General features: G+C 65.0%; 24 protein-coding genes and 1 tRNA gene. 13 read left to right on the forward strand and 12 right to left on the reverse strand.

The genetic code is table 11. From position 1 onward, the window contains the following. Positions 1 to 27 precede the first annotated feature (27 nt). The 9 genes from hutC to ACODSM_RS07390 all read left to right on the forward strand — a co-directional run bounded on the left by hutC (position 28) and on the right by ACODSM_RS07390 (position 9637). Entirely contained in the window at positions 28 to 840 is an 813-nt protein-coding gene (hutC, locus tag ACODSM_RS07350) for a histidine utilization transcriptional repressor HutC (RefSeq protein ID WP_488804814.1), read from the forward strand. Positions 841 to 904: 64 nt separating this feature from the next. Continuing rightward, positions 905 to 2443 (forward strand): histidine ammonia-lyase, encoded by a 1539-nt coding sequence (gene hutH, locus ACODSM_RS07355; RefSeq protein WP_488804815.1) that lies wholly within the window; start codon positions 905 to 907, stop codon positions 2441 to 2443. A gap of 39 nt (positions 2444 to 2482) precedes the next feature. Further along, positions 2483 to 4207: a urocanate hydratase gene (gene hutU / locus ACODSM_RS07360; RefSeq protein ID WP_060986340.1), complete on the forward strand. Its 1725-nt coding sequence runs from the start codon at positions 2483 to 2485 to the stop codon at positions 4205 to 4207. Beyond that, a complete protein-coding gene (locus ACODSM_RS07365) occupies positions 4208 to 5065 on the forward strand; it encodes a phytanoyl-CoA dioxygenase family protein (RefSeq protein ID WP_488804816.1) in 858 nt (285 codons plus the stop codon). It begins immediately after the preceding gene. Then, complete coding sequence (locus ACODSM_RS07370; RefSeq protein ID WP_488804817.1) at positions 5065 to 5688, forward strand: HutD/Ves family protein; 624 nt, start codon at positions 5065 to 5067, stop codon at positions 5686 to 5688. The genes ACODSM_RS07365 and ACODSM_RS07370 overlap by 1 nt, the downstream gene beginning before the upstream one ends. Positions 5689 to 5760: 72 nt before the next feature. Beyond that, on the forward strand, positions 5761 to 7056 hold the full coding sequence (hutI, locus tag ACODSM_RS07375) for an imidazolonepropionase (protein WP_488804818.1): 1296 nt from the start codon (positions 5761 to 5763) through the stop codon (positions 7054 to 7056). Further along, on the forward strand, positions 7053 to 8435 hold the full coding sequence (locus ACODSM_RS07380; RefSeq protein WP_488804819.1) for a formimidoylglutamate deiminase: 1383 nt from the start codon (positions 7053 to 7055) through the stop codon (positions 8433 to 8435). The genes hutI and ACODSM_RS07380 overlap by 4 nt, the downstream gene beginning before the upstream one ends. Positions 8436 to 8482: 47 nt before the next feature. After that, positions 8483 to 9298, forward strand: a complete 816-nt coding sequence (gene hutG / locus ACODSM_RS07385; protein WP_015014411.1) for an N-formylglutamate deformylase — start codon at positions 8483 to 8485, stop codon at positions 9296 to 9298. A 123-nt stretch (positions 9299 to 9421) separates the two neighbouring features. After that, positions 9422 to 9637 carry a hypothetical protein gene (locus ACODSM_RS07390; RefSeq protein WP_309824535.1) on the forward strand — a complete coding sequence of 72 codons (216 nt, stop codon included), beginning with the start codon at positions 9422 to 9424 and terminating at the stop codon, positions 9635 to 9637. A 29-nt stretch (positions 9638 to 9666) separates the two neighbouring features. On the opposite strand, the gene asd is transcribed toward ACODSM_RS07390, so the two are convergent. The 6 genes from asd to ACODSM_RS07420 form a co-directional block, all read right to left on the reverse strand. Beyond that, positions 9667 to 10518 carry an archaetidylserine decarboxylase gene (asd, locus tag ACODSM_RS07395; RefSeq protein WP_488804820.1) on the reverse strand — a complete coding sequence of 284 codons (852 nt, stop codon included), beginning with the start codon at positions 10516 to 10518 and terminating at the stop codon, positions 9667 to 9669. A gap of 64 nt (positions 10519 to 10582) precedes the next feature. Continuing rightward, positions 10583 to 11296 (reverse strand): ABC transporter ATP-binding protein, encoded by a 714-nt coding sequence (locus ACODSM_RS07400; RefSeq protein ID WP_343734636.1) that lies wholly within the window; start codon positions 11294 to 11296, stop codon positions 10583 to 10585. A gap of 1 nt (position 11297) precedes the next feature. Beyond that, positions 11298 to 12071, reverse strand: a complete 774-nt coding sequence (locus tag ACODSM_RS07405; RefSeq protein ID WP_488804821.1) for an ABC transporter ATP-binding protein — start codon at positions 12069 to 12071, stop codon at positions 11298 to 11300. Then, positions 12064 to 13062 (reverse strand): branched-chain amino acid ABC transporter permease, encoded by a 999-nt coding sequence (locus ACODSM_RS07410; protein ID WP_291442613.1) that lies wholly within the window; start codon positions 13060 to 13062, stop codon positions 12064 to 12066. The genes ACODSM_RS07405 and ACODSM_RS07410 overlap by 8 nt, the downstream gene beginning before the upstream one ends. An 82-nt stretch (positions 13063 to 13144) precedes the next feature. Beyond that, on the reverse strand, positions 13145 to 14008 hold the full coding sequence (locus ACODSM_RS07415; protein WP_015014405.1) for a branched-chain amino acid ABC transporter permease: 864 nt from the start codon (positions 14006 to 14008) through the stop codon (positions 13145 to 13147). Positions 14009 to 14119: 111 nt separating this feature from the next. Then, entirely contained in the window at positions 14120 to 15307 is a 1188-nt protein-coding gene (locus tag ACODSM_RS07420; protein ID WP_015014404.1) for an ABC transporter substrate-binding protein, read from the reverse strand. A 522-nt stretch (positions 15308 to 15829) separates the two neighbouring features. On the opposite strand from ACODSM_RS07420, the gene ACODSM_RS07425 reads away from it, so the two are divergent. The 4 genes from ACODSM_RS07425 to ACODSM_RS07440 all read left to right on the forward strand — a co-directional run bounded on the left by ACODSM_RS07425 (position 15830) and on the right by ACODSM_RS07440 (position 18865). Then, positions 15830 to 16999 (forward strand): HPP family protein, encoded by a 1170-nt coding sequence (locus ACODSM_RS07425; protein ID WP_488804822.1) that lies wholly within the window; start codon positions 15830 to 15832, stop codon positions 16997 to 16999. A gap of 302 nt (positions 17000 to 17301) precedes the next feature. Next, positions 17302 to 17553, forward strand: coding sequence for a translation initiation factor IF-1 (gene infA, locus ACODSM_RS07430; RefSeq protein ID WP_015014402.1), 252 nt, complete (start codon positions 17302 to 17304; stop codon positions 17551 to 17553). 186 nt (positions 17554 to 17739) lie between these two features. After that, positions 17740 to 17816: transfer RNA gene (locus tag ACODSM_RS07435), tRNA-Pro, on the forward strand. 305 nt (positions 17817 to 18121) lie between these two features. Next, complete coding sequence (locus ACODSM_RS07440) at positions 18122 to 18865, forward strand: acetyltransferase domain-containing protein (protein ID WP_488804918.1); 744 nt, start codon at positions 18122 to 18124, stop codon at positions 18863 to 18865. 102 nt (positions 18866 to 18967) lie between these two features. Here ACODSM_RS07440 and ACODSM_RS07445 read toward each other — a convergent pair whose 3' ends face one another. From ACODSM_RS07445 to ACODSM_RS07470, 6 genes are all read right to left on the reverse strand, one after another. Further along, entirely contained in the window at positions 18968 to 19753 is a 786-nt protein-coding gene (locus ACODSM_RS07445; protein ID WP_015014400.1) for a foldase protein PrsA, read from the reverse strand. A 68-nt stretch (positions 19754 to 19821) separates the two neighbouring features. Further along, positions 19822 to 20082 (reverse strand): BolA family protein, encoded by a 261-nt coding sequence (locus ACODSM_RS07450; protein ID WP_343734632.1) that lies wholly within the window; start codon positions 20080 to 20082, stop codon positions 19822 to 19824. A 15-nt stretch (positions 20083 to 20097) separates the two neighbouring features. Beyond that, complete coding sequence (locus ACODSM_RS07455; RefSeq protein ID WP_488804823.1) at positions 20098 to 20637, reverse strand: septation protein A; 540 nt, start codon at positions 20635 to 20637, stop codon at positions 20098 to 20100. 24 nt (positions 20638 to 20661) lie between these two features. Beyond that, positions 20662 to 21075 carry a peptide-methionine (R)-S-oxide reductase MsrB gene (gene msrB / locus ACODSM_RS07460; protein WP_309824521.1) on the reverse strand — a complete coding sequence of 138 codons (414 nt, stop codon included), beginning with the start codon at positions 21073 to 21075 and terminating at the stop codon, positions 20662 to 20664. Continuing rightward, positions 21072 to 22553: a protein adenylyltransferase SelO gene (locus tag ACODSM_RS07465; RefSeq protein WP_488804824.1), complete on the reverse strand. Its 1482-nt coding sequence runs from the start codon at positions 22551 to 22553 to the stop codon at positions 21072 to 21074. The genes msrB and ACODSM_RS07465 overlap by 4 nt, the downstream gene beginning before the upstream one ends. 79 nt (positions 22554 to 22632) lie before the next feature. Beyond that, the gene (locus ACODSM_RS07470; RefSeq protein ID WP_488804825.1) at positions 22633 to 23700 is read right to left on the reverse strand and encodes an AraC family transcriptional regulator; all 1068 of its coding nucleotides are present in this window, start codon (positions 23698 to 23700) and stop codon (positions 22633 to 22635) included. Positions 23701 to 23814 lie beyond the last annotated feature (114 nt).

Consider the following 23814-nt stretch of genomic DNA (forward strand, 5'->3'; position numbering starts at 1 on the left):
GAAACCGCAACAGCTCCGCATCCACCCATGAGCGCCCGTCCATCCCGCCGCACCACCGCCGCTGCACCGCGCAGCACCACGCCTGCCAAGGCAGTGGCCTCTGCGGCTGCGCCCGCGCAGGCCATGGCGCTGTACGAGCAGGTCAAGGACCACATTGCGCGCAAGATCCAGGAAGGCATCTGGCGCGCGGGCGACCGCCTGCCGTCTGAGAACGAACTGGTCACCCAGTTCGGCATCTCGCGCATGACGGTGAACCGCGCGCTGCGCGAACTGGTGGAGCAGGGCCGCATCGTGCGCGTGGCCGGTGTGGGCAGCTTTGTGGCCGAAGACAAGCCCCAATCCACATTGCTGCAGATTGCCAACCTGGCGAGCGAAATCCGCCAGCGCGGGCACGACTACCGCTGCGACGTGCTGGCGGTGGAGCGCACCTCTGCCACGCTGGAGGTTGCCGCCGCGCTGGACCTGCGCACCGGCGAGTCGGTGTTCCACTCGCTGTGCATCCACCGCGAAGACGGCCTGCCCGTGCAGCTGGAAGACCGCCACGTCAACCCACGCCAGGTGCCCCAGTTCGCCGCGCAGGACTTCACGCAACTGCAGCCCTCCGAATACCTGGTGCGCAACGTGCCCTTCGACCAGATCGAGCATGTGGTCGATGCCGTCATGCCCACCGCCGAGCAGGCCGCGCTGCTGGAGATGTCTCCGCAGGAGCCTTGCCTGCTGCTCACCCGCCGCACCTGGTCGCGCGGCGTGCCGATCACCGTGGTGCGCTGCCTGCACCCCGCCACCCGTTACCGCCTGGGCAGCCGCTTCCGAGCCGACGGCAACCCCGTCGCCGGTTGAAATTTTTCGCCAAAAGCACAGAATTTTTTCGCTTGTACCTACTTGTATATACAGGATCAACGCCATGACACAGAACGCATCACCCATCACCCTGCACCCCGGCCGCGTCACGCTGGCCGAGCTGCGCCGCATCCACGCTGGCCCCGTGCAACTGGTGCTCGATGCGTCGGCACGCGCGGGTTTGCAGCAGTCCCTGGCCACGGTGCAGCGCATCGTCGATGAAGACCAGGTGGTGTATGGCATCAACACCGGCTTTGGCAAGCTGGCCAGCACCAAGATTGCGCACGACCGCCTGGCTGAACTGCAGCGCAACCTGGTGCTGTCGCACAGCGTGGGCACGGGCGACCCGCTGCCTGATGACGTGGTGCGCCTCATCCTCGCGACCAAGGCCGTGAGCCTGGCGCGCGGCCACTCGGGCGTGCGGCCTGAGCTGGTGGATGCCTTGCTGGCGCTGGCCAACGCCAATGTGCTGCCGGTGATCCCGGCCAAGGGCTCGGTGGGTGCGTCGGGCGACCTGGCACCGCTGGCGCACATGGCCTGCGTGCTGATCGGCGAGGGGCAGGCCAAGGTGGACGGCAAGGTGGTGTCGGGTGCCGAGGCCATGCGTTCCATCGGCCTGCAGCCCTTTGTGCTGGGCCCCAAGGAAGGGCTGGCGCTGCTCAACGGCACACAGGTGTCCACAGCGCTGGCACTGGCCGGGTTGTTTGGCGCCGAGAGCGTGTTTGCTGCCGCGCTGGTTGCCGGCTGCCTGTCGCTTGAAGCCATCAAGGGCTCGGTCAAGCCGTTTGACGCACGCATTCACGAAGCACGGGGCCAGGCCGGGCAGATCGCTGTGGCGGCTGCCGTGCGTGCGCTGCTCGACGGCAGCGCCATCGACCCCTCGCACCCCAATTGCGGCCGCGTGCAAGACCCGTACTCCATCCGCTGTGTGCCCCAGGTGATGGGTGCGTGCCTGGACAACCTGCACCACGCAGCGCGCGTGTTGACCATCGAGGCGAACGCCGCGTCGGACAACCCCCTGGTGTTTGACAACGGCGACGTGATCTCCGGCGGCAACTTCCACGCCGAGCCCGTGGCCTTTGTGGCCGACATCATTGCGTTGGCCGTCGCTGAGATCGGTGCGATTTCCGAACGTCGCTTGTCGCTGCTGCTGGACCCGGGCCTCTCGGGCCTGCCCGCATTCCTGATCCGAGACAGCGGTGTGAACTCGGGTTTCATGATCGCCCAGGTCACCGCCGCCGCGCTGGCTGCGGAGAACCAGTGCCTCGCCAACCCCAGCAGCGTGACCAGCCTGCCCACATCGGCCAACCAGGAAGACCATGTCTCCATGGCCACCTACGGCGCGCGCCGCCTGGGTGACATGGTGCGCAATGCGGCCGTGATGGTCGGCATCGAGGCCATGGCGGCCGCACAAGGCATGGAGTTCGACCGCTCGCTCAAGAGTTCACCCCTCATCGAAGCGCAATTCGCCGCCATCCGCGAGCGCGTGGCCTACCTGGAGCAGGACCGCTACCTCGCCCCTGACATCGAAGCCATGCGCGCCTGGGCCCAGCAGTCCACATGGCCCGCAGCGCTCACGCAATGCCTGCCCAGCTTCGCCTGATTTTTTCCACGCACACCCACTGATTCACAGGAGCCCACCATGAACGCCAACGACGCCATCATCGCCGCCGCCTCCAACACCGACCCACGCCACGACGCCAGCCGCGTGATCCGTGCGCCGCGCGGCAGCCAGCTGACCTGCAAGAGCTGGCTCACCGAGGCGGCCTACCGCATGATCCAGAACAACCTCGACCCCGAGGTGGCCGAGCGCCCGCAAGACCTGGTGGTGTACGGCGGCATCGGCCGTGCTGCGCGCAACTGGGAATGTTTTGACCAGATCCTCGCCTCGCTCAAGGACTTGAATGACGATGAGACCCTGCTCATCCAGTCCGGCAAGCCCGTGGGCGTGTTCAAGACGCATGCCAACGCACCCCGCGTGCTGCTGGCCAACAGCAACCTGGTGCCCAAATGGGCCAACTGGGAGCACTTCAGCGAGCTGGACCAGAAGGGCCTGTTCATGTACGGCCAGATGACTGCGGGCAGCTGGATCTACATCGGCACGCAAGGCATCGTGCAAGGCACGTACGAAACCTTTGCCGAGGCAGGCCGCAAGCACTTCGGCGGCTCGCTGGAAGGACGCTGGATCCTGACGGCAGGCCTGGGCGGCATGGGCGGCGCGCAGCCGCTGGCCGCTACCTTTGCGGGCGCGGTGTCGCTCAACATTGAGTGCCAGCAAAGCAGCATCGACTTCCGCCTGCGCACGCGCTACGTAGACAAGCAGGCGCGTGATATCGACCACGCGTTGGAGCTGATCCAGCAGCATACCGCAGCCAAAGAAGCCGTGTCGATTGCGCTGCTGGGTAACGCCGCAGAAATCCTGCCCGAGCTGGTGCGCCGCGCCAAGGCCGGTGGCTTGAAGCCCGACCTCGTCACCGACCAGACCTCGGCCCACGACCTGGTCAACGGCTACCTGCCCGCAGGCTGGACGGTGGCGCAGTGGCGCGCCGCGCAGCAGGATGTGACGCAGCATGAGGTGCTGAAGAAGGCGGCGGCCCGGTCGTGTGCGGCGCATGTGCAAGCCATGCTCGACTTCCAGCACATGGGCATCCCGGTGGTGGACTACGGCAACAACATCCGCCAGGTGGCGTTTGACGAAGGCGTGAAAGACGCGTTCGACTTCCCCGGCTTTGTGCCCGCCTACATCCGCCCGCTGTTCTGCGAAGGCAAGGGTCCATTCCGCTGGGTGGCTCTGTCGGGCGACCCAGAAGACATCCGCAAGACCGACGCCAAGATCAAGGAGCTGTTCCCCGAGAACAAACACGTGCACCGCTGGCTCGACATGGCGGGCGAACGCATCGCCTTCCAGGGCCTGCCCGCACGCATCTGCTGGCTGGGCCTGGGCGAGCGCCACATCGCGGGCTTGGCCTTCAACGAGATGGTGAAGAACGGCGAGCTGAAAGCCCCCATCGTGATCGGCCGCGACCACCTGGACACCGGCAGCGTGGCCAGCCCCAACCGCGAGACCGAAGGCATGAAGGACGGCACCGACGCCGTGAGCGACTGGCCGCTGCTCAACGCGCTGCTCAACACCGCAGGCGGTGCCACCTGGGTGAGCCTGCACCACGGCGGTGGCGTGGGCATGGGCTACTCGCAGCACTCGGGCATGGTCATCGTGGCCGACGGCACCGATGCGGCAGCTGCACGGCTGGCCAATGTGCTGGTCAACGACTGCGGCAGCGGCGTGATGCGCCATGCCGATGCAGGCTACGAATTGGCCGTGGAGACTGCCAAGAAACAGGGGCTGAAACTGCCTATGGTGAAGTGAATGGCCAGCTTTGCCAAACGTCTGCAGGAGCGACTGAGCGACGCGCAAGTCGCCGACTTCGCCCGCGACGGCGCCATCTGCATCAAGCAGCTGCTCACGCCCGATGAAGTCGCTCTGCTGCGCGACGGCATCGACGCCAACCTGGCCGCGCCCAGCCCGCGCGCCAAGCTGGCCAGCCGGCCGGATGACCCGGGCCGGTTCTTCGAGGACTTCTGCAACTGGCAGGACATTCCGCAGTTTGGCCGCTTTGTGCGCGACACGCCGCTGGCCCTGGCTGCGCAGCGCCTGATGCAGTCGCGCACCGTGCGGCTGTACCACGACCATGTGCTGGTCAAGGAACCCGGCACGCGGCAAAAGACGCCCTGGCACCAGGATCAGCCCTACTACAACATCGACGGCATGCAGAACATCAGCATGTGGATTCCGGTAGACCCGGTGTCCCGCGCGGCCACGCTGGAGTTTGTGGCGGGATCGCACAAGGGCCCGTGGCTCATGCCGCGCACCTTCATGGACAACCAGGCCAAGTGGTTCCCCGAGGGCAGCCTGCAGGACCTGCCCAACGTGGAGGCTGACCGCGATGCCTTCCCCATCGTGGGCTGGGAGATCGAGCCCGGTGACGTGGTGTGTTTCCACATGCTCACGCTGCACGCAGCGGGTGGGGTGGAAGGGCCCCGTCGCCGTCGGGTGTTCTCGGTGCGCTTTCTGGGCGACGACACGCGCCATGCGCCCCGGCCGTGGAAGACCTCACCCGAGTTCCCCGGCCTGGCCGATGAGCTGCCCGCCGGGGCTGAGATGGACCACCCGCTGTTCCCCCTCCTGGTGGATGGCAACGACGTGCCACAGGGAGAACGGGTGTGATGCAGTTTCTGGACCTGGCCGCCACACCCTCGGTGCCCTGGAAAAACGGCGGCGGCAGCACGCGCGAGCTGGCGTGCTGGCCGCCCGGCGCGGGCATGGACAGCTTTGCATGGCGCGTGAGTGTGGCCACCATCGCCCGCCCCGGGCCGTTCTCAGCCTTTCCGGGCGTGGACCGGCAGATCATGCTGCTGGAGGGCGATGGCGTACAGCTGCAAGCCGGAGCAGGACAATGGCAGCACGCGCTGACGCAGCGCTGGGAGCCGTTTGCGTTCTCCGGCGAAGAGCCGGTGGACTGTCGCATGCTCGGCGGTGTTTCTACCGACTTCAACCTGATGCTGCGCCGGGGAGAGTGGGGCGGGAGCCTGCAGGTGCTGCGCGATGTGCCGCCCGCAGAGGGGGCTGCCGCTGGCCTGTGCATGGTGCTGCAGGGCACGTGGCGATATGAGGACAGCGATGGCCGCCCAGCGCGGATGTTGGCAGCGGGGCAGGGCCTGTGGTGGGTGAGCGAAGGGGGCGAAGCTGCGCCGTTGATCACTCCCGTGCGCCGCGCCGAAGGCGCCATGTCTGCCGATGACGCACCGGTGCTGGCCTGGGTGGCCTTGCACAGGGGCTCAACACCATAATTTGAATCAAATGGGCTGCAAGCGCTAGTGGAATATGCGCAAGTAGCTATATAAAAGATAGCAAATTGATCCATGAACACAGCAGCAAGTAGCAACTCGCAGAGCGTGGTCCCGCCAACATCTTCCGCGCCCAGTGCCGATGGCGTGTGGACTCACCTGCGGCCCGTGGCCGCGTTGTGGTCGGCGGATGTGCCGGTGCCCGAGGGCGCGCTGGCGTGTGTGGTGGTGCAGGGCGGCGCTGTGCAGTGGGTGGGCCCGCAGGCCCAGGTGCCTGCGGCGTTTGCCGCCTTGCCCCGCTTTGACGGTAAAGGCGCCATCACCACACCCGGCCTGGTCGATTGCCATACCCACCTGGTGTACGGTGGGCAGCGCGCCAACGAGTTTGCGATGCGGCTCGCAGGCGCCACATATGAAGAGGTGGCCAAGGCGGGCGGGGGCATTGTGTCGTCGGTGCGCGCCACGCGCGAGGCCAGCGAAGACGAGCTCTTTGCGCTGGCTGCGCCGCGCCTCCAGGCGCTGCTGGATGAAGGCGTTTGTGCGGTTGAGATCAAGTCCGGCTACGGCCTGGCGCTGGAGCACGAACGCAAGCAGCTGTGCGTGGCCCGCCGTCTGGGCGAGGCCTTTGGCGTGACGGTGCGCACCACCTTCCTCGGCGCGCATGCGCTGCCGCCCGAATACGCTGGAAAACCTGGAGGTAGCCAGGACTACACCGACCTTGTTTGCAACGAGATGCTGCCTGCGCTGGCGGCCGAAGGTCTTGTCGATGCCGTGGATGTGTTCTGCGAACGCATTGCCTTCACGCTGGCGGAGACCGAACAGGTGTTCCAGGCTGCGCAAAAGCTGGGCATTCCCGTCAAGCTGCATGCCGAGCAACTGTCCGACATGGGGGGCTCGGCGCTGGCCGCGCGCTACGGTGCACTGTCGTGCGACCACATCGAACACCTGTCGGCCGACGGCATCGCTGCCATGAAGGCCGCAGGCACCGTGGCCGTGCTGCTGCCCGGTGCCTTCTACACGCTGCGTGACACGCACCTGCCACCCATCGCGCAGTTGCGCGCAGCCGGCGTGCCCATGGCCGTATCTACCGACCACAACCCTGGCACGTCGCCCGCGCTCAGCCTGCTGCTCATGGCCAACATGGCCTGCACGCTGTTCCGCCTGACGGTGCCCGAGGCGCTGGCCGGCATCACCACCCACGCCGCGCGCGCGCTAGGACTGCAAGACACGCACGGCCTCATCGCATCTGGCAGACCGGCCAACTTTGTGCTGTGGCCCGTGGGCGAGGCGGCCGAGCTGGCCTACTGGCTGGGCCAGAAGCCCACCTGCACCATCGTGCGGCAAGGGCGCATTCACGGAGTCATGCCATGACGCAACAGCTGTTCGCCACCGATGCCTTGCTGCCCACGGGCTGGGCGCGCAATGTGCTGATCACCTGGGATGGGGCAGGGCGCATCACCGCCGTTACGCCCAACGCGCAGCCCGCCAGTGCCGCCGTGGCCCCGGGCCCCGTGCTGCCCGGCATGCCCAATCTGCACTCGCACGCCTTCCAGCGCGCGTTTGCGGGCCTGACCGAGTACCGGGGGGAAAGCCAGGACAGCTTCTGGAGCTGGCGCAACCTGATGTACCGCTTTGCAGCGCGCATCACGCCCGAATCGCTGGAGGCCATTGCGACCTGGCTGTATGTGGAGATGCTGGAGGCGGGCTACACCAGCGTGTGCGAGTTCCACTACGTGCACCACGACCAGGGCGGCACGCCCTATGCCGATGACGCCACGCTCTCGCTGGCACTGCTGCGTGCGGCGCAGCGTGCGGGCATCGGCATCACGCTGCTGCCGGTGCTGTACCAGACGAGCGGCTTTGGCGCCAAGCCACCGCGTGCGGACCAGGCACGCTTCACCCGCAGCACGGACAACATGCTCTCCTTATTGGAGCGCCTTGCGCCCGCTGCACAAGCGCAAGGGGCCGTTTTGGGCCTGGCACCGCATTCATTGCGTGCAGTGCCGCCCGACAGTCTGGCGGCTGCCGTGCAGGGCCTCACGGCACTCAATGCGCAAGCGCCCATTCACATCCATATTGCCGAGCAGACGCAGGAGGTGGATGACTGCGTGGCCTGGAGCGGCCAGCGCCCGGTGCAGTGGCTGCTGGAGCACGCACCCGTGGACGAGCGCTGGTGCCTGGTGCACGCCACGCACATGACCCCGCAGGAGTACCAGGACGCAGCCCGCACAGGCGCCGTGGCAGGTATCTGCCCCACCACCGAGGCCAATCTGGGCGACGGTATCTTCGACATGCCACTGTGGCTGCAGCATGGTGGACGCTGGGGCGTGGGCTCGGACAGCCATGCCTGCGTGAATGCGGCGGAAGAATTGTTGATGCTGGAATACGGCCAGCGCCTGTCGCTGCGCCAGCGCAATGTGCTGGCCACCGCCGCGCAACCCGAGGTGGCCACGGCCATGACCTTGCAGGCCGTGCAGGGCGGGGCGCAGGCCGCTGGCCGCGCCATTGGCGGTCTGGCAGTGGGTGAGCAGGCCGACCTGGTGGCGCTGGGTGCGCAGCATGTAGCGCTGCGCGATCTGCCCGCACCCAGCATGTTGTCGGCCCATGTATTCGGCAGCCACCGCACCTCGGCCATCGACAGCGTGTGGGTGGCGGGCCAGCAGCGCATTACGGGTGGCCGGCACACGCTGCACGATGCGGCGGCCCATGCGTTTGTGGCGGCACGCTCGGCCACCATTGCACCCGATTGAAGCGTCCGATTGAAGCGTCCGATTGAATTCATACCCGTGAGCTTGTGATGACCGATACCTCTCCACCTCCTTTTGTCTTTTACCCCGGCACTGCGCCGCTGCTGGTGTCCATGCCCCATGCAGGCACCTACGTGCCGCCCGCGCTGGCTGCGCGCTTCACGGATGAGGCCCGCCAGGTGCCTGACACCGACTGGCACATGGAGCGCCTCTACGCGTTTGCCAAAGACCTGGGGGCGTCCATCCTCGTGGCCACGCACTCGCGCTATGTGGTCGACCTGAACCGCCCGCCCGATGGCGCCAGCCTGTACCCTGGGCAGAGCGTCACCGGCCTCTGCCCGGTCGATACGTTCGACGACACGCCCATCTACGCAGCAGGCGATGTGCCCGATGACGCAGAGATCGCTGCGCGCCGTGAGGCCGTCTGGGCGCCGTACCACGCGCAACTGCGTGCCGAGCTGGACCGCATCCGTGCGCAACACGGTGTGGCGGTGCTGTGGGACGCCCACTCCATCCGCTCGGTGCTGCCGCGCTTTTTTGAAGGCAAGCTGCCCGACCTGAACCTGGGCACGGCCAACGGTGAAAGCTGCGACCCGGCGCTGGCGCAGGAACTGCTGTCCATCGCCAAAGAGGCCCAGGGCTACACCGCCGTGCTCAATGGCCGCTTCAAGGGTGGGCACATCACGCGCCACTACGGGCAGCCCGCGCAGAACATTCACGCGGTGCAGCTGGAAATGACGCAGTGCAGCTACATGCAGGAGGCCCTGCCGTTTGACTACCTGCCCGAGGTGGCTGCGGGCGTGCAACCCCACCTGCGTAGTATGTTGGAGGCCGCGCTGGCCTTTGCGGCAGCGCAATCGGCGTGAGGCTTACGCCCCAGGGCGGGAAGTATCGGTGCTAGTATGGGCTGGTCGGTCCGCCATGGACCGCCGCCCGGGCCCACCCCACATCCACGCAGGGGCCCGTCATCGCGGGAGGAGCCGCACCCCATGGACCCCACCGCGTACTACTACATGCCTTTGTTCAAGCCCGGCACCTTTGTGCAATGGAACCACCAGCGCGAAACCGTGAGCCATGTGGTGGTGCGCCGCCACGCTCTCATGGTGTATCTGGTGGGGCATGAATCCCCTGTGTACCCTGAAGCGCTGCACCTCGCGCCCACCGCCTTCCGGCTCACGCGCACACCCGACACCGACGGTTTGTAAGCGCTTCGCACCGGCCAAGGGGCTGAGGGTCAGCCCCCAGAGCGCTGCGCCATGGCTTCACCCAGCTGGATAGGGCGCGTGGGTGACCACTGCGGGTTGAATTGCAGCGGCCCTTGTGGGAACAGCATCACTACGGTGGAGCCGAGCAGGAAGCGGCCCATTTCTTCACCCCGCTGCAGACTCACTTGGCCCTTCGCGTAGTCCCACTGCCGCAGCACACCGGTGCGCGGCGGGTTCACCTGCCCGTGCCACACGGTGGCCATGCTGCCCACAATGGTCGCACCCACCAGTACCAGCACAAACGGGCCCTGGGCCGATTCAAAAAAGCACACCACGCGCTCGTTGCGCGCGAACAGGCCGGGCACGCCGCGTGCCGTGGTGGGGTTCACCGAAAACAGGTCGCCCGGCACATGCACCATGCGCGTCAGCTCGCCCGCGCAAGGCATGTGGATGCGGTGGTAGTCGCGTGGGCTCAGGTACAGCGTGGCGAAGTGGCCGTTGTCAAAACGTGCCGCAGCAGCGGCGTCGCCACCCACCAGGGCGGTGGTGGAGTAGGTGTGCCCCTTGGCCTGAAAGACCTGGTCCTTGGCGATGGGGCCGAACTGGCTGATGGCGCCATCCACGGGGCAAATCAAATCGGCTTGGGCCAGTGGGCGGGCGCCGGGCTTGAGCGCCCGCGTGAAGAAGTCGTTGAACGAGGTGTAGCTGGCGATGTCGGGGTTGGCCGCCTCGGCCATGTTGACGTTGTAGCGGCCCACAAACCAGCGGATCACCGAGGTGGTGAGGCCGCCCAGCCGGGCCGATGCAAACTTGCCAGCCAGGGTGGTCAGTGCCTGCTTGGGCAGGAGGTATTGCGGCAGAACTGCCAGGCGATCAGACACGGGCGAACCCCTCAAAGACGAAAGCGGACGATTCTATCGGCGGGGCGCCATCGCCCGCACGGGGTCATACCCCGAGGTACTGCTCCAGCAGCAGGGGCTGCGCATGCAGGGCGTCCGAGCTGCCGTCAAACACCACCTGGCCCTTGACCAGGATGACGTTGCGGTCAGTGATCTGCGTGACGTGCTTCCAGTTCTTGTCCACGATCACGCTGCTGATACCGCTGTCTTTGATGAGGCTGCAGATGCGCCAGATCTCGCGTGCGATTAGCGGTGCCAGGCCTTCGGTGGCTTCGTCAAGGATGAGCACATCGGGGTTGGTCATCAGCGCGCGGCCGATGGTGAGCATCTGCTGCTCGCCGCCGCTGAGCTGCTGGCCGCCGTGGCCCAGGCGTTCCTTCAGGCGCGGGAAGGTCTCCAGCACGCGCTCGTAGGTCCAGTCGCGCTGGCCGCGCGTGCCTGCGCGGGCGGCCATCTGCAGGTTCTCGACCACGCTCAGGTTGCCGAAGATGCCCCGGCCCTCGGGCACGTAGGCAATGCCCAGACGCGCCACCTCGTAGGGGGGTTTGCCGGTCATGTCGCGGCCGGCCACGGCCACGCTGCCGGAGCGGGGCTTGACCAGGCCCATCAGCGACTTGAGCAGGGTGCTCTTGCCCATACCGTTGCGGCCCATGAGGCCGATGGTCTCGCCCTGGCCCACGGTGAAATCAATGCCGTGCAGGATGTGGCTGCTGCCGTAGAAGGTGTTGATGCCCTTGGCATCGATCCATGGAGTGGTCATGTCAGTGGTCCTCCCCCAGGTAGGCGGCCTGCACGGTGGCATCGGCGCGCACCTCGGGCGGTGTGCCGTGCGCAATCACCTCGCCGTTGACCATCACCGTCAGGCGGTCGGCCAGCGCAAACACCGCATCCATGTCGTGCTCGACCAGCATCATGGCGTGGGCGGGCTTGAGGCGCTGCAGCAGCTCCACCATGCGTTCTGCCTCGGCCACGCCCATGCCAGCCAGGGGCTCGTCGAGCAGCAGCACCTGCGGCTCGGTGGCCAGGGTCATGGCAATTTCGAGCTGGCGCTGCTCGCCGTGGCTCATGGCTCCCGCGATGGCCATGCGCCGGTCTTTGAGGCCTGACAGCTCGATAGCACTTTCAAGACGTGCCCTGGTTGCTCTGTTTTTGATAGTGTCCGAGCGGGTGTCCTGCCACCAGCGCAAGGGGTTCCAGGGTTGCTGCGCATCGCGCGACTGGGCGGCCAGGCGCACGTTTTCGTGCACGGTGAGCGGCAGGAAGATGTTGGTCTTCTGGTAGCTGCGACCCAGGCCCTGGCGTGAGATGCGTTCAGGCGCCCAGCCGGTCACATTGGTGCCACCCAGCAGCACGGTGCCCGAGGTGGGGGGCAGGTCGCCCGAGAGCAGGTTGGTCAGCGTGGACTTGCCCGCGCCGTTGGGACCGATCACCGCGTGGATCTTGCCCCGCCACAGGTCTACCGAGACACCATTGACGGCGGCCAGGCCGCCAAAGCGCTTGGTGACCTTCTGTGCAGACAACAGGACTTCAGCCATGGTGCGATCCCTCCGAGGCCTTGGCTGCGCCCCGCTGCGCAAACATGCCCAGCAGCCCGCGCGGTGCTGCGACCACCACCAGCACGATGAAGCCGCCCATCAGCAGTTGCCAGTGTTTGCTGATGTCCTTGAACACGTGCAGCAGGTACTCGAACGCAAACGCACCCACGATGGCGCCTGCAAAGTTGCCCATGCCGCCCAGGATGACCATCATGATGGCGTGGGCGCTCATGTGAAAGCCCATGAGTTCAGGATTCACATAGCCGGTCTGCGCGCCCCACAGGTACCCCGCCAGGCCCGCCAGCGCCCCGGCAATGGTGAAGGCGGTGAGCTTGTAGCCCCGCGTGCCAAAGCCCATGGCGCGCATGCGGTGCTCGTTGATGCGGATGCCTGCCAGCGCGCGGCCGAGTGGGCTCCACAGCAGGCGGCGCAGCAGCACATACACCAGCACCACCAGCGCCAGTGTGAAGTAGTAGAAGGTCTTGCGGCCCTCCAGATCGAACGGCAGCCAGCCGAACAGCGCCGCATCAGGCCGGAAGTTGATGTACAGGCCGTCCGATCCCCCCAGCACCTTGTTGTCGAAGAACAGGTAGAACACCATCTGCGCAAAGGCCATGGTGACCATGATGAAGTAGATGCCGTGGGTGCGCACCACAAAGAACCCGATCACCAGCGCCACCAGGCCCGACACAGCCACTGCCAGCGGTAGCGACCACCACAGGCTGACCGGCATGTCCGCTGGGGTGAGAAAGGCGAGGGCGTAGCCCGCCACACCAAAGTACGCCGCGTGGCCCAGCGATACCAGCCCGGTCACGCCTTGCAGCAGATCCAGGCTCATGGCAAAGATGGCCATGATCATCATGCGGGTGACCATTTGCACGTAGAAGTCGCTGCCCACCACGGGGAAAAGCAGCAGCGCAGCCAGCCCCAGTGCCAGGGAAAACTGCACGCTGCGCGGCAGTACTTCGATATTGGCGCGGGGGGTGCTCATGAGTTGCCGCCGGGCCGCCCCAAGGCAGCGAAGGCCCCCTCGGGGGGCAGCGAGATACACGAAGTGACGAGCGTGGGGGGAGTCATTGTTTAAACAGGCCCTCGGGTTTCCACAGCAGCACCGCCGCCATCAGCATGTAGACCAGCATGCCCGCTGCCTGTGGCAGCAGCACCTTGCCAAACGTATCGACAAAGCCCACCAGCAGCGCCGCAATGAGCGCACCGCGTACCGAGCCGATGCCACCGATCACCACCACCACAAAACACATGATGAGCACCGATGAGCCCATGTTGGGATACACGCTGGATACGGGTGCAGCCACCATGCCCGCAACCGCCGCCAGGCCCACACCGAGCGCAAACACGATGGCATGGATCAGCTTGATGTTTACGCCCAGGGACTCGGCCATGTCGCGGTTGAATGCGCCAGCGCGGATCTTCATGCCCAGGCGGGTCTTGGAGATCAGCAGGTACAGCGCCACAGCCAGCGCAATGCACACGCCCGAGATGAACAGCCGGTAGACCGGGTAGGAGAGGGTGTCTGTGAGCGGAATCGACCAGTCCAGTACCTTGGGGATGGGCACGCCATGCACATCGTCGCCCCACAGGATGGAGCGCAGTTCTTCAAAGATGTAAATCAGCCCGAAGGTCAGCAGCACCTGGTCCAGATGGTCGCGGTGGTAGAAGTGGCGGAACAGCAGCCATTCGAGCGCCAGCCCGAAGACCACCGACAGCAGCGCGCCGCCTACGATGGCGAGTGCCAGGCTGCCGAAATGCCCCGACAGCGAATATGCGAGGTAAGCCCCCAGCATGTAAAAGCTGCCGTGCGCCAGGTTCACCACGCCCATGATCCCGAAGATCAGCGTGAGCCCGGCCGCCAGCATGAACAGCAGCAGGCCGTATTGCACGCTGTTGAGCAGCTGGATCAGGAACGTCGCGAAATCCATGGAGGGCTGGGTTTGGAGTGCAAAAAATCAACCCGCGCAGAACGAGGCCGGCGGAGGAAGCCCGGCACGCAAGCCGGGCGGTTGGGGCGGAAAATGGGCCGACCGAACGGCTTAGCCCATGCGGCAACCGGCGCCGCTGTCGGCCAGTGCCTTGGCGGCCACGCCGATCACCTTGTTTTCCTTGTTCTCCACCCGGCGCAGGTAGATGTCCTGCACGGGGTTGTGGGACTTGCTCATCGTCCACTTGCCGCGTGGGCTGTCGATGACGGCGCTTTCCATCGCCTTGATGACGGCTGGTTTGGCAGACAGGTCGCCCTTGACCGCGTTGGCGCCCTGCACCAGCAGCAGGCCGGTGTCGTAGCCTTGCACGGCGTACACATCGGGCTGGCTGCGGAAGGCCTTGGCGTATTCCAGGCGGAACTGCTTGTTGCGCGGTGTGTCGAGCGAGTCGCTGTAGTGCATGGTGGTGATGATGCCGTCGGCCGCTGGGCCCGCAGCGTCCAGCACGCCTTCGGTCAGGAAGCCCGAGCCATACAGCGGAATCTTGTCCTTGAGGCCGGCGGCCGCGTAGTCCTTGATGAACTTGGCCGCGCCGCCACCGGCAAAGAAGCAGGCCACGGCATCGGGCTTGAGCGCGGCAATCTCGGTCAGCAGCGCCTGGAATTCGACGTTGGGGAAGGGCAGGCCCAGTTCCTTGACGATGGTGCCACCCGCCTTGGTGTAGCTTTCCTTGAAGCCCTCGAAGGCCTCATCGCCAGCCGCGTACTTCCAGGTGATCCACACGGCCTTCTTGTGGCCCTTTTCGACCATGGCCTTGCCCAGCGCCAATGTGGGCTGGGAATTGCTGAACGAAGTACGGAACACGTTGGGGGCACACAGCGCGCGGGTGGCTGCGTGTACGCCTGCGTTGGGGATCAGGTTGAGCACGCCGGTGTCGCGCGCCACCTTCTGGATACCCATCTGCACGCCCGAGTGCACGGTACCGATCAGCACATCCACCTTGTCGCGCTGCACCAGCTTGCTGGCGTTTTCCACGCCCTTGCTGGGCTCGGACTCGTCATCCACCTTGAACCATTCGATCTCGCGCCCGCCGAGCTTGCCGCCTTGCTGGTCGATGGCCAGGCGCACGCCGTTTTCAATGGCCACGCCCAGCTGGGCAAATGTGCCGGTGTAGGGCAGCATGAACCCCACGCGCACTTTGCCGCTTTGCGCACGCACGATGGAGGGCAGCAGCAGGCCCGTGGATGCTGCGCCAACGAGGGCGGCACTGCGGCTGATGACGAGGCGGCGGGTGGTCATGGGGCTTGTCTCCTTTGTTTAGGCTTAAAGTAATTTACTGCAAGCGTTCGGTGGTGAATACCTATGGGTTACCCGTACCAGCGCTCGTTTCGGGCTTCACGAGCGGGGGTGGCTTCACGGCTTTTTTGTCTTCGCTGCTGAGAGGCCTGACGGATCGGTGCGGCATGGGTGCCAATGTGGATGGTCACTACAGCCCAACGGAAAATTTGAAACATGAATTAAAATGCATGTATTGAATTTTTGTGCAGTATAGAGCGTGTTTTCGGATTGGGGTGGCCGATTTGGGCTTGCGTTCTAGGTAGTTTCCAGCACGGGGCGCAGCAACTCCCCGTCGCACCGAAAACCTCCCGCACCCCAGCAGCATGGCGCTGCCTGCACAATCGTGGTCTGATCATCCGGTCCGTCGCATATGGTCAGACGGCCTGGCCGGGCGATAGCGTTGTGGACTGCACCGTAGCCCACCATCCCGCAGTCTGCGCCGAGTTGATGCAGCTTGCCGCTGTATCCGCATTTTTATTCTGTATGTCTTCTTCTCCCTCCGACCTGTCACCTTCCGCCCCATCCCGGCCGTCTTGGGCGGCTCGCTTGACCGAATGGCTGCGTCATTTCTGGCCCGCCCCGTTGGGCATTGATGGCAAGGAGCGTCTGCGCTTTGTGGTGGGCGCGGTGATCGGTGTGCTGCTCACGGCATGGCTCAGTCGCTGGTGGGCCCAGGGCAATGGCTCGGGCCCGTGGATGGTGGCTTCGCTGGGCGCCAGTGCCGTGCTGGTGTTCGGCATGCCTTCCAGCCCGCTGGCCCAGCCCTGGCCGGTTTTGGGGGGCAGCACGTTGTCGGCGCTGGTAGGGGCGGTCTGTTCTGCGTTGATTTCAGACAAGGCCTTGGCGGGGGCGGTGGCTGTGGGGCTGGCGATTGCGCTCATGGTGCCTTTGCGTTGTCTGCATCCGCCGGGCGGGGCCATGGCCTTGTACGTGGTGCTCACCTCGGGCGATGGCTGGCACCTGGCCGCGTTTCCGGTGCTCTTCAACGTGGTGCTGCTGTTGATTGCCGCCGTGGTCTACAACGGGTTGACGGGCCGCCGCTATCCACACCCCCAGCGCGTCGCGCCGAAGGCGGCAGCAAGCCAGGGGGCCTTCACTGCATCGGACGTGGATGCGGCGCTGGCCCATTACAACCAGGTGCTCGACGTGAGCCGTGCGGACCTGGAAGGGCTGTTGCACCTGGCGGGTCGTGCTGCTTTCCAGCGGACGCTGGGGGAATTGCGCTGCGCGGACATCATGTCGAGCCCGCCGTACGCCGTGGAGGCCGGAGTTTCGCTCAAAGAAGCGTGGGCGCTGATGCGGCTGCAGCAGATCAAGGCACTGCCCGTGGTGGATGCCCAGCGCGACGTCATTGGCATCGTGACGGTGGCGGACTTCATGCGGCTGGCGAATCTGGACACCCACGAGGGGTTGGGGCAGCGCTTGCGCACGCTGGTCATGGGGCGCGGCGGGCAGCCTCAGACTGTGGGCGAGATCATGTCGCACCCGGTGCAGGTGGCGCGTGCGGGGCAGCACGCGATGGATCTGGTCCCCCTGTTTTCGCAGGGTGGCCACCACCACATCCCCATCGTGGATGACGTGGACCACCTCGTGGGCATTATCACCCAGACCGACCTGGTGCGTACGTTGGCCTCCGCAGTGCAGGCGCGATAGCGGGCGGCAGCTGCGGTCCTGATGAATGGGCGCGGCGCCCGCGCCACAGAGGGCACCGGCCGTGCCATAGGCAACTTACAGGTTGTCGCGGTACAATTGACAGGCTTTGCGCAGCGCTGACGCCTGTTCATTGACGCCGTCTCCCGGCCCTCTGCCTGATCTGCGCCCTGGGTGCAGCGACTCCCACCGCCCGCCATGCACCGTGTGTCGAGTTTCGACAACGCTGCAGCTGCCGTGGTGAATGCAAAAAACCGCTCAGGCGCCGACCACAGAACATTTGCTTTGAAGAGATAGAGAAACACATGGCCAAAGAAGAACTCATTGAAATGCAGGGCTCCGTCACGGAAGTCTTGCCGGACTCGCGCTTTCGCGTCACGCTGGACAACGGTCACCAACTGATCGCCTACACCGGCGGCAAGATGCGCAAGCACCACATCCGCATCCTGGCGGGTGACAAGGTGTCGCTCGAAATGTCGCCTTATGACCTGACCAAGGGCCGCATCACCTTCCGCCACCTGGCAGGTCGTGGCCCTGGCCCGTCGTCCAGCCGCTGATCGTTTTTTTTCCCGGTCCGTGGTAGATCGGGGAAGGTTTTTGATTTTTCTGGTTCGTCTTTTGCCATGTCGCGGCCTTTGGGCCTTTCCCCCGTCATCTGTTCGCCTTGCCACTTTCTAAAAAAAGTCAAAAAAGCAGGCGTTGAATCCAAAACGGGGAATTTGGCGGGTTAGAATACGAGCTGTCGGAGCGTAGCGCAGCCTGGTAGCGCATCTGCTTTGGGAGCAGAGGGTCGCGAGTTCGAATCCCGCCGCTCCGACCAATGTTTGAAGGCCTTGCAGCACATGCTGCAAGGCCTTTTTTCTTGCTCGCTTCGAGGCATCGCGTCGGAACAAACAGGCTCACTGGCGGCGGATCAATGCCATGTTCAGCGGGTATGTCGGAAGGCAGGCCGAATCTCCGTACCATTGGCTCCATCGCCCACAGACGCCCGTAGACACTCATTTGCACCTGACCCTGCCGTGTATCGCGCACAGGTGCTTGGCCGCTACCCCCATGACCCTTTCCGTGCATTCCAAAGCAGCTGAGGCTTCTGCAACGCAGCCCTATGGGCCAGACTCCCTTGCCATGCGTCGTTACGACACCGTCGATGCATTGCGTGGCGTAGCGATGGTGTGGATGACGGTGTTCCACTTCTGTTTTGATCTGAGCCACTTCGGTCTGTGGCCACAGAACTTTCGTGTGGATCCTTTCTGGACCACGCAGCGCACATTGATCGTGAGCCTTTTCCTGTTCTGTGCAGGGCTGGGGCAGGCCATCGCCTGGCACCAGGGGCAGGGCTGGCGCAGGTTTGGGCGTCGGTGGATGCAGATCGCCGGGTGCGCGTTGCTCGTATCTGCCGGGTCGTTTGTGATGTTTCCAGCCAGCTTCATCTATTTTGGTGTGCTGCACGGCATGGCGGTGATGTTGCTCATCGCTCGTTGTACCGCTGGTTGGGGGCGCTGGTTGTGGCCGGCCGGATTTGTGGCAGTGGCCTTGCCGTGGGCCGCGCAGCAGCTTCTGACAGGGGTATGGGCAGATGCCGCGCCCTGGTTCAATGGGCGAGCGCTGAATTGGCTGGGGCTGGTGTCACGCAAGCCGTTCACCGAAGACTATGTGCCCGTGTTGCCGTGGCTCGGTGTGCTCTGGTGGGGGCTCGCCGCAGGCCAGTGGGCGGTGCACGCTCGCAAGGGTTGGCTGCAGTGGCGGCTACCCGGCGGGCTCACGCCTTTGGCAACGCTGGGGCGGTGGAGCCTGAGCTACTACATGCTCCACCAGCCGGTGATGATTGGCCTGCTGATGGCGGTGGTGTGGGTGATGGGGCGGACTTGAGCCTCGTGAATTAGGTGGGATTGCGGCACAGCCTGAGCCCATAAAAAAACGCGACCGAGGTCGCGTTTTTTTTGTTGTCAGAACGGCTGAGTGCCCGTTGGCTTATTCCACCTTGGCCTTGGCGCGCAGGTCTTCCTGGAACTTGGCCAGCTTTTGCTGTTGCAGCTGTTGTGCGACTTGTGGCTTCACCTCTTCGAGCTTGGGCAGCTCGGCTTGGCGCACGTCGTCCAGGCGGATGATGTGCCAGCCAAACTGGCTCTTCACGGGCGTCTCGGTCATCTTGCCCTTTTCGAGCTTGACCAGCGCTTCGGTGAATTCGCTCACGTAGCTCGATGGGTTGGCCCAGTCGAGGTCGCCGCCCTTGGCGCCTGAGCCTGGGTCCTTGGACTGCTTCTTGGCGATGTCTTCAAACTTCGCGCCCTTCTTGATGGACGCGATGATGGCCTTGGCGTCGGCTTCCTTTTCCACCAGGATATGGCGGGCCTTGTATTCCTTGCCGCTGTTGGCAGCCACGAACTTGTCGTATTCGGCCTGGATTTCAGCGTCCGTGACGGGGTTCGTCTTCTGGAAGTCGGCGAACAGCTCGCGGATCAGGATGGCCTGGCGGGCCAGTTCCAGCTGGGACTTGTAGTCGGCCGAGGTTTCCAGGCCGCGTTTTTGGGCTTCCTGCATGAAGATTTCACGGGCAATGACTTCTTCCTTGATCTGGCCTTCGATGTCGGGCGTCACAGGGCGGCCCGAGCGTTCCACCTGCTGCTTGAGCGCTTCGACACGCTCCTTGGGAACCGCCTTGCCGTTGACGATGGCGACATTCTGGGCGGAAACGGGCAGGGCCAACGTGCCCAGCACGGCAGCGGCCACCAGGCCGGACAGGAGCTGTTTCTTCATGCGAAATCCAAAAAAATAAGGGGTTTGTTTGCCAGCTGAAATCCGGCAGCTATGGATCTGGGGCCGGTTCAGAGAACTTCAATGGCGAGGGCGTGAACGCCTTGGTCAATAAATTCTTGCAGCGCATCATACACAAGGCGGTGTTGGGCCACGCGGGTGCGTCCTGTAAAGAAAGGTGACGCGATCCGCACCCGAAAATGGGTGCCAAATCCGGTGCCGTTGGCGCCTGCGTGGCCCGCGTGGGCCGCGCTTTCGTCCAGCACCTCCAGGTGGCTGGGGGCGAGGCGGTCGGCCAGTGTCTGGTGCATCTGGTCTGCGATGGAGGTCATGGGCTTTGTGCGCTTTCAGGTGGTGGGCTCATCGCCTTTGAGGTGGGGGGCGATGTAGATGCCCTGGGCTACCAGGAAGAGCAGCGGAAAGACATAGCCCCAGAGCTTGAAGTCCACCCAGGCCTCGGTGCTGAAGTTCATCACCACGTAGGCGTTGATAGCCGACATGAATGCGCAATAGACGATCCAGGCCACGTTCAGGCGCTGCCAGACGGCGTCGGGCAAGTCCAGCTGGCTCCCCAACAGCATCTTGAGAAAGTTCTTCTTGAGCGCCCACAGCGCCACCGCCAGGGCCATCGACATCGCACCGTAGAGCACAGTGGGTTTCCATTTGATGAACCGGTCGTCCTGCAGCACCAGTGTGAGCGTGCCAAACAGCAGGATCAGCACCAGGGTGACCTTGTGCATGGTCTGTAGGCGCCGGTCGATGGCGTAGATGATGGCCATCTGCAAGGCCGTGGCCACCATGAGCACGGCGGTGCCTACGTAGATGCCGTAGAACTTGTAGGCCCCGAAGAACAGCAGGATGGGGAAGAAGTCGATCAGAATTTTCATGGAATCAGCAAGAAATGCCGGGCTTCAGCGGTCTCCGGACTCGAAGTCCAGCGATGCCGAGTTCATGCAATACCGCAGCCCGGTGGGCGCTGGGCCATCTTCAAACACATGGCCCAGATGCGCCCCGCATTGTGCACACACCGTTTCGGTGCGGACCATGCCATGGCTGCGGTCCACGATTTCAGTGATGGCACCGGGGATGGCTTCGGAAAAGCTGGGCCAGCCGCAGCCCGCATCAAACTTGGTGACCGAGTCGAACAGCTTGGCGCCGCAGCAGATGCAGTGGTAGCTGCCGTCAGCCCAGTGGGCTTCGTACTTGCCGGTGAAGGGGCGCTCGGTGGCGGCATGGCGCGTGACCTGGAAGGCCACGGGTTCGGCGCCTTTTTCGCGCAGCACGGCTTGCCATTCGGCATCTGTCTTCTGGATAGGGTGGGTCATGATGAACAGCTGATCTCGATGGAAGACGCCCAGTCGGGCGGGAAGGCGGCGTAGGCGTCGTGCCCTGGGTGCTCGTCAAACGGGCGCTCCAGCAGCCGCTGCAGGGTTTGGAGTTCGCCAAAGTCGCCAAGTTTCGCCGCACGGATGGCCTGTTCGCCCAGGTGGTTGCGCAGCACGAACTTGGGATTGGTTTTAAGCATCAAATCGGCTTGATGCGCTACATCCATATGCCTCGAATGCTCTGAATAGAGTAGCAACCATTGGTCACAGCCGGCGCGGTCTGCAAACAGGTCGCGTACGGGCTCCATGTCTTGGGTGCCCACGGCGTGCGACAGGCGGCGCCAGAAGATGGGGTAGTCCACCCCGTTCTGGGCCAGCAGCAGCAAGATCCCGTCGATGAGTGCGCCATCGCCATCGCTGGCCTCCACCAACCCCAGCTTGGCGCGCATTTGGGCCATGAAGGCTTCTGGGAAAACCGTCTTGTACGACTCCAGCGCCTGCTTGGCCAGGTCCTGGTCGCCGATCAACGGCAGCAGCGCCTGCGCCAGGCAAAACAGGTTCCAGTACGCCACATTGGGCTGGCGGTTGTAGGCGTAGCGGCCTTGCGAGTCGCTGTGGTTGCACACGTGGCCGGGCACAAAAGCGTCCAAAAACTGGAAGGGCCCATAGTCAATCGTCAGGCCCAGGATGCTCATGTTGTCGGTGTTCATCACCCCGTGGCAAAAGCCCACGGCCTGCCACTGCGCCATGAGGCGCGCGGTGCGCTCGCTCACCGCCTGCAGCAGGGCGGCGTAGGGGTTGCCTGCCAGGTCGGTGCCGTCCCGGCATTCGGGGTAGTAGCGGTCGATGACGTAGTCGGCCAGCGTTTGCAGCGCGGCCTCCTGGCCGTTGGCTGCAAAGTGTTCAAAGTGGCCAAAGCGCACAAAGCTGCGTGCCACGCGGGTGACGACAGCAGCGGTCTCGATCTCCTCGCGGCGCACTTGCCCTGGGGAGCCAGTGATGCACAGCGCGCGCGAGGTCGGCACACCCAGGCCGTGCATGGCTTCGCTGCACAAAAACTCGCGGATGCTGGAGCGCAATACCGCACGACCATCGCCCATGCGTGAATAGGGCGTTCGGCCTGCACCCTTGAGCTGGACCTCCCACCCCGAGGCTGTCTCACCGAGCAATATGGCGCGCCCATCGCCCAGCTGGCCGGCCCAGACGCCAAACTGGTGCCCGCTGTACACGCTGGCCAGGGGCCGTGAGCCTGCCAGCAGGCGGTTACCGGTGAAGGCCTGCAGGGCCTCGTCGCTGCGCAGGGCGGCTTCATCCAGCCCCAACAGTTGCGCCACGGCGGGGCTGGTCCCTACCCAATGGGGCGAGGGCAGAGGGGTGGGGCGCAGTTCGGTGAAAAAGTCGGGGCCCAGCGCGGCAAAGCGGTGGTCCCAGGCGAGGCCGAGGTCGGTACGGGCGTCGCTGTCGGCGGTCAGGGTCATGGGCTGGATTGTCTCGCAGGCAGGATGCCCCGGCGCCCACAGGGCCATGGCAGGATGGGGAGGGCCAGCACTGCAACCGCTAGAGCGACGCTGCCGCTGCCAGGAAGGCCGCGCTGGATGTAGGTTGCAGCAGCTGCTGGCGGTACTGGCCTGGGGGCATGCCGAACCAGCGCTTGCAGGCCCTGAACAGGTTGCTCTGGTCGCTGAACCCCAGCTGGTCGGCGACCTCGGCCAGGCTGCGGCGTGGGTCGGCCAGATACTGGCGGGCCAGCTCGCTGCGGGTGTCGTCCAGCAGTTGCTGAAAACTCACCGACTCTGCCTGCAGCCGGCGCTGCAGGGTGCGGTCGGTCAGGTGCAGGCGTGCCGCCACGTCCTCGCGGCGCGGTTCGCCCAGGTGCAGCATGCGCGATATCTCGGTGCGCACCTTGGCGCTGACCAGCGACTGGCCCAACGGGCCCAACTGCCCCAGCTCGGCCTCCACCAGTTGTTCGTGCAGCGCCCACAGGCTGGGGTTGTGGGTGGGGATGGGTTGCAGCAGGTCGGCTTCGGCCATCAGAAAGCGGTTCACCGGCTGGCCAAAGCGGGGTGGCACGCCGAATGCCGCGCGATGCCGCGTGTCGTCGGCCGGTGCTGGGGTGACCAGCTCCACGGCCAAGGGTGTGAGGTCGCGCCGGGTGAGCCAGTCGCACAGCGTCAGCAGGGTGAGCACCGCAAACTCCACCCGCTGCCGCGGTATGGGGCGCGAGGCGCCGATGTGGTTGAGCACCAACCAGTAGCCGCGCGGGTCCCGCTCCATCGAGAACGTGGTGGCGTCCGAGATCAGCGCCATGTGGCGGTCCAGGTGCCGGAAGCCTTCGAGCAGATTCGGCCCCGAGGCCAGCGCGTGGCCCACCAGGTCCAGCTTGCCGTAGCGGGCGGCCAGTTGGCGGTCCAGGCCCAGCCCTGGGCGGGCGTAGTGCTGGGCCGCGGCCTCCCACAAGCGACTGACGCGGTCCACATCCACGCGGGTGTGGGGGTGTTGCAGGCTCTCCAGATCGATGTCGACCTGAGCACACAGAGCCTGCACCGGCAGGCCCTCGGCCGCAAACAGCTCGGCAATACCGCGCACCCAAGCGGCAGAGCTGGTGCGCTGCGGCAGCGGGTTCATGGGCAAGCCCCTGTCTCAGGGTTTACGCGCGGGTGGTGTTCTGAAGTCACTGTTTTGGTGTGGTTGCGATAGTGGGTTGCAGGCCAGGCGTTTCCACAATCGGCGCCGAGGTCG

The organism is Acidovorax sp. FG42, from assembly GCF_057809195.1.

Bases quoted from the DNA above. Each gene is read 5' to 3' on its own strand.
- hutC (WP_488804814.1), top strand. From the start codon at position 28: ATGAGCGCCCGTCCATCCCGCCGCACCACCGCCGCTGCACCGCGCAGC.
- hutH (WP_488804815.1), top strand. From the start codon at position 905: ATGACACAGAACGCATCACCCATCACCCTGCACCCCGGCCGCGTCACG.
- hutU (WP_060986340.1), top strand. From the start codon at position 2,483: ATGAACGCCAACGACGCCATCATCGCCGCCGCCTCCAACACCGACCCA.
- ACODSM_RS07365 (WP_488804816.1), top strand. From the start codon at position 4,208: ATGGCCAGCTTTGCCAAACGTCTGCAGGAGCGACTGAGCGACGCGCAA.
- ACODSM_RS07370 (WP_488804817.1), top strand. From the start codon at position 5,065: ATGCAGTTTCTGGACCTGGCCGCCACACCCTCGGTGCCCTGGAAAAAC.
- hutI (WP_488804818.1), top strand. From the start codon at position 5,761: ATGAACACAGCAGCAAGTAGCAACTCGCAGAGCGTGGTCCCGCCAACA.
- ACODSM_RS07380 (WP_488804819.1), top strand. From the start codon at position 7,053: ATGACGCAACAGCTGTTCGCCACCGATGCCTTGCTGCCCACGGGCTGG.
- hutG (WP_015014411.1), top strand. From the start codon at position 8,483: ATGACCGATACCTCTCCACCTCCTTTTGTCTTTTACCCCGGCACTGCG.
- ACODSM_RS07390 (WP_309824535.1), top strand. From the start codon at position 9,422: ATGGACCCCACCGCGTACTACTACATGCCTTTGTTCAAGCCCGGCACC.
- ACODSM_RS07400 (WP_343734636.1), bottom strand. From the start codon at position 11,296: ATGACCACTCCATGGATCGATGCCAAGGGCATCAACACCTTCTACGGC.
- ACODSM_RS07405 (WP_488804821.1), bottom strand. From the start codon at position 12,071: ATGGCTGAAGTCCTGTTGTCTGCACAGAAGGTCACCAAGCGCTTTGGC.
- ACODSM_RS07410 (WP_291442613.1), bottom strand. From the start codon at position 13,062: ATGAGCACCCCCCGCGCCAATATCGAAGTACTGCCGCGCAGCGTGCAG.
- ACODSM_RS07415 (WP_015014405.1), bottom strand. From the start codon at position 14,008: ATGGATTTCGCGACGTTCCTGATCCAGCTGCTCAACAGCGTGCAATAC.
- ACODSM_RS07420 (WP_015014404.1), bottom strand. From the start codon at position 15,307: ATGACCACCCGCCGCCTCGTCATCAGCCGCAGTGCCGCCCTCGTTGGC.
- ACODSM_RS07425 (WP_488804822.1), top strand. From the start codon at position 15,830: ATGTCTTCTTCTCCCTCCGACCTGTCACCTTCCGCCCCATCCCGGCCG.
- infA (WP_015014402.1), top strand. From the start codon at position 17,302: ATGGCCAAAGAAGAACTCATTGAAATGCAGGGCTCCGTCACGGAAGTC.
- ACODSM_RS07440 (WP_488804918.1), top strand. From the start codon at position 18,122: ATGCGTCGTTACGACACCGTCGATGCATTGCGTGGCGTAGCGATGGTG.
- ACODSM_RS07445 (WP_015014400.1), bottom strand. From the start codon at position 19,753: ATGAAGAAACAGCTCCTGTCCGGCCTGGTGGCCGCTGCCGTGCTGGGC.
- ACODSM_RS07450 (WP_343734632.1), bottom strand. From the start codon at position 20,082: ATGACCTCCATCGCAGACCAGATGCACCAGACACTGGCCGACCGCCTC.
- ACODSM_RS07455 (WP_488804823.1), bottom strand. From the start codon at position 20,637: ATGAAAATTCTGATCGACTTCTTCCCCATCCTGCTGTTCTTCGGGGCC.
- msrB (WP_309824521.1), bottom strand. From the start codon at position 21,075: ATGACCCACCCTATCCAGAAGACAGATGCCGAATGGCAAGCCGTGCTG.
- ACODSM_RS07465 (WP_488804824.1), bottom strand. From the start codon at position 22,553: ATGACCCTGACCGCCGACAGCGACGCCCGTACCGACCTCGGCCTCGCC.
- ACODSM_RS07470 (WP_488804825.1), bottom strand. From the start codon at position 23,700: ATGAACCCGCTGCCGCAGCGCACCAGCTCTGCCGCTTGGGTGCGCGGT.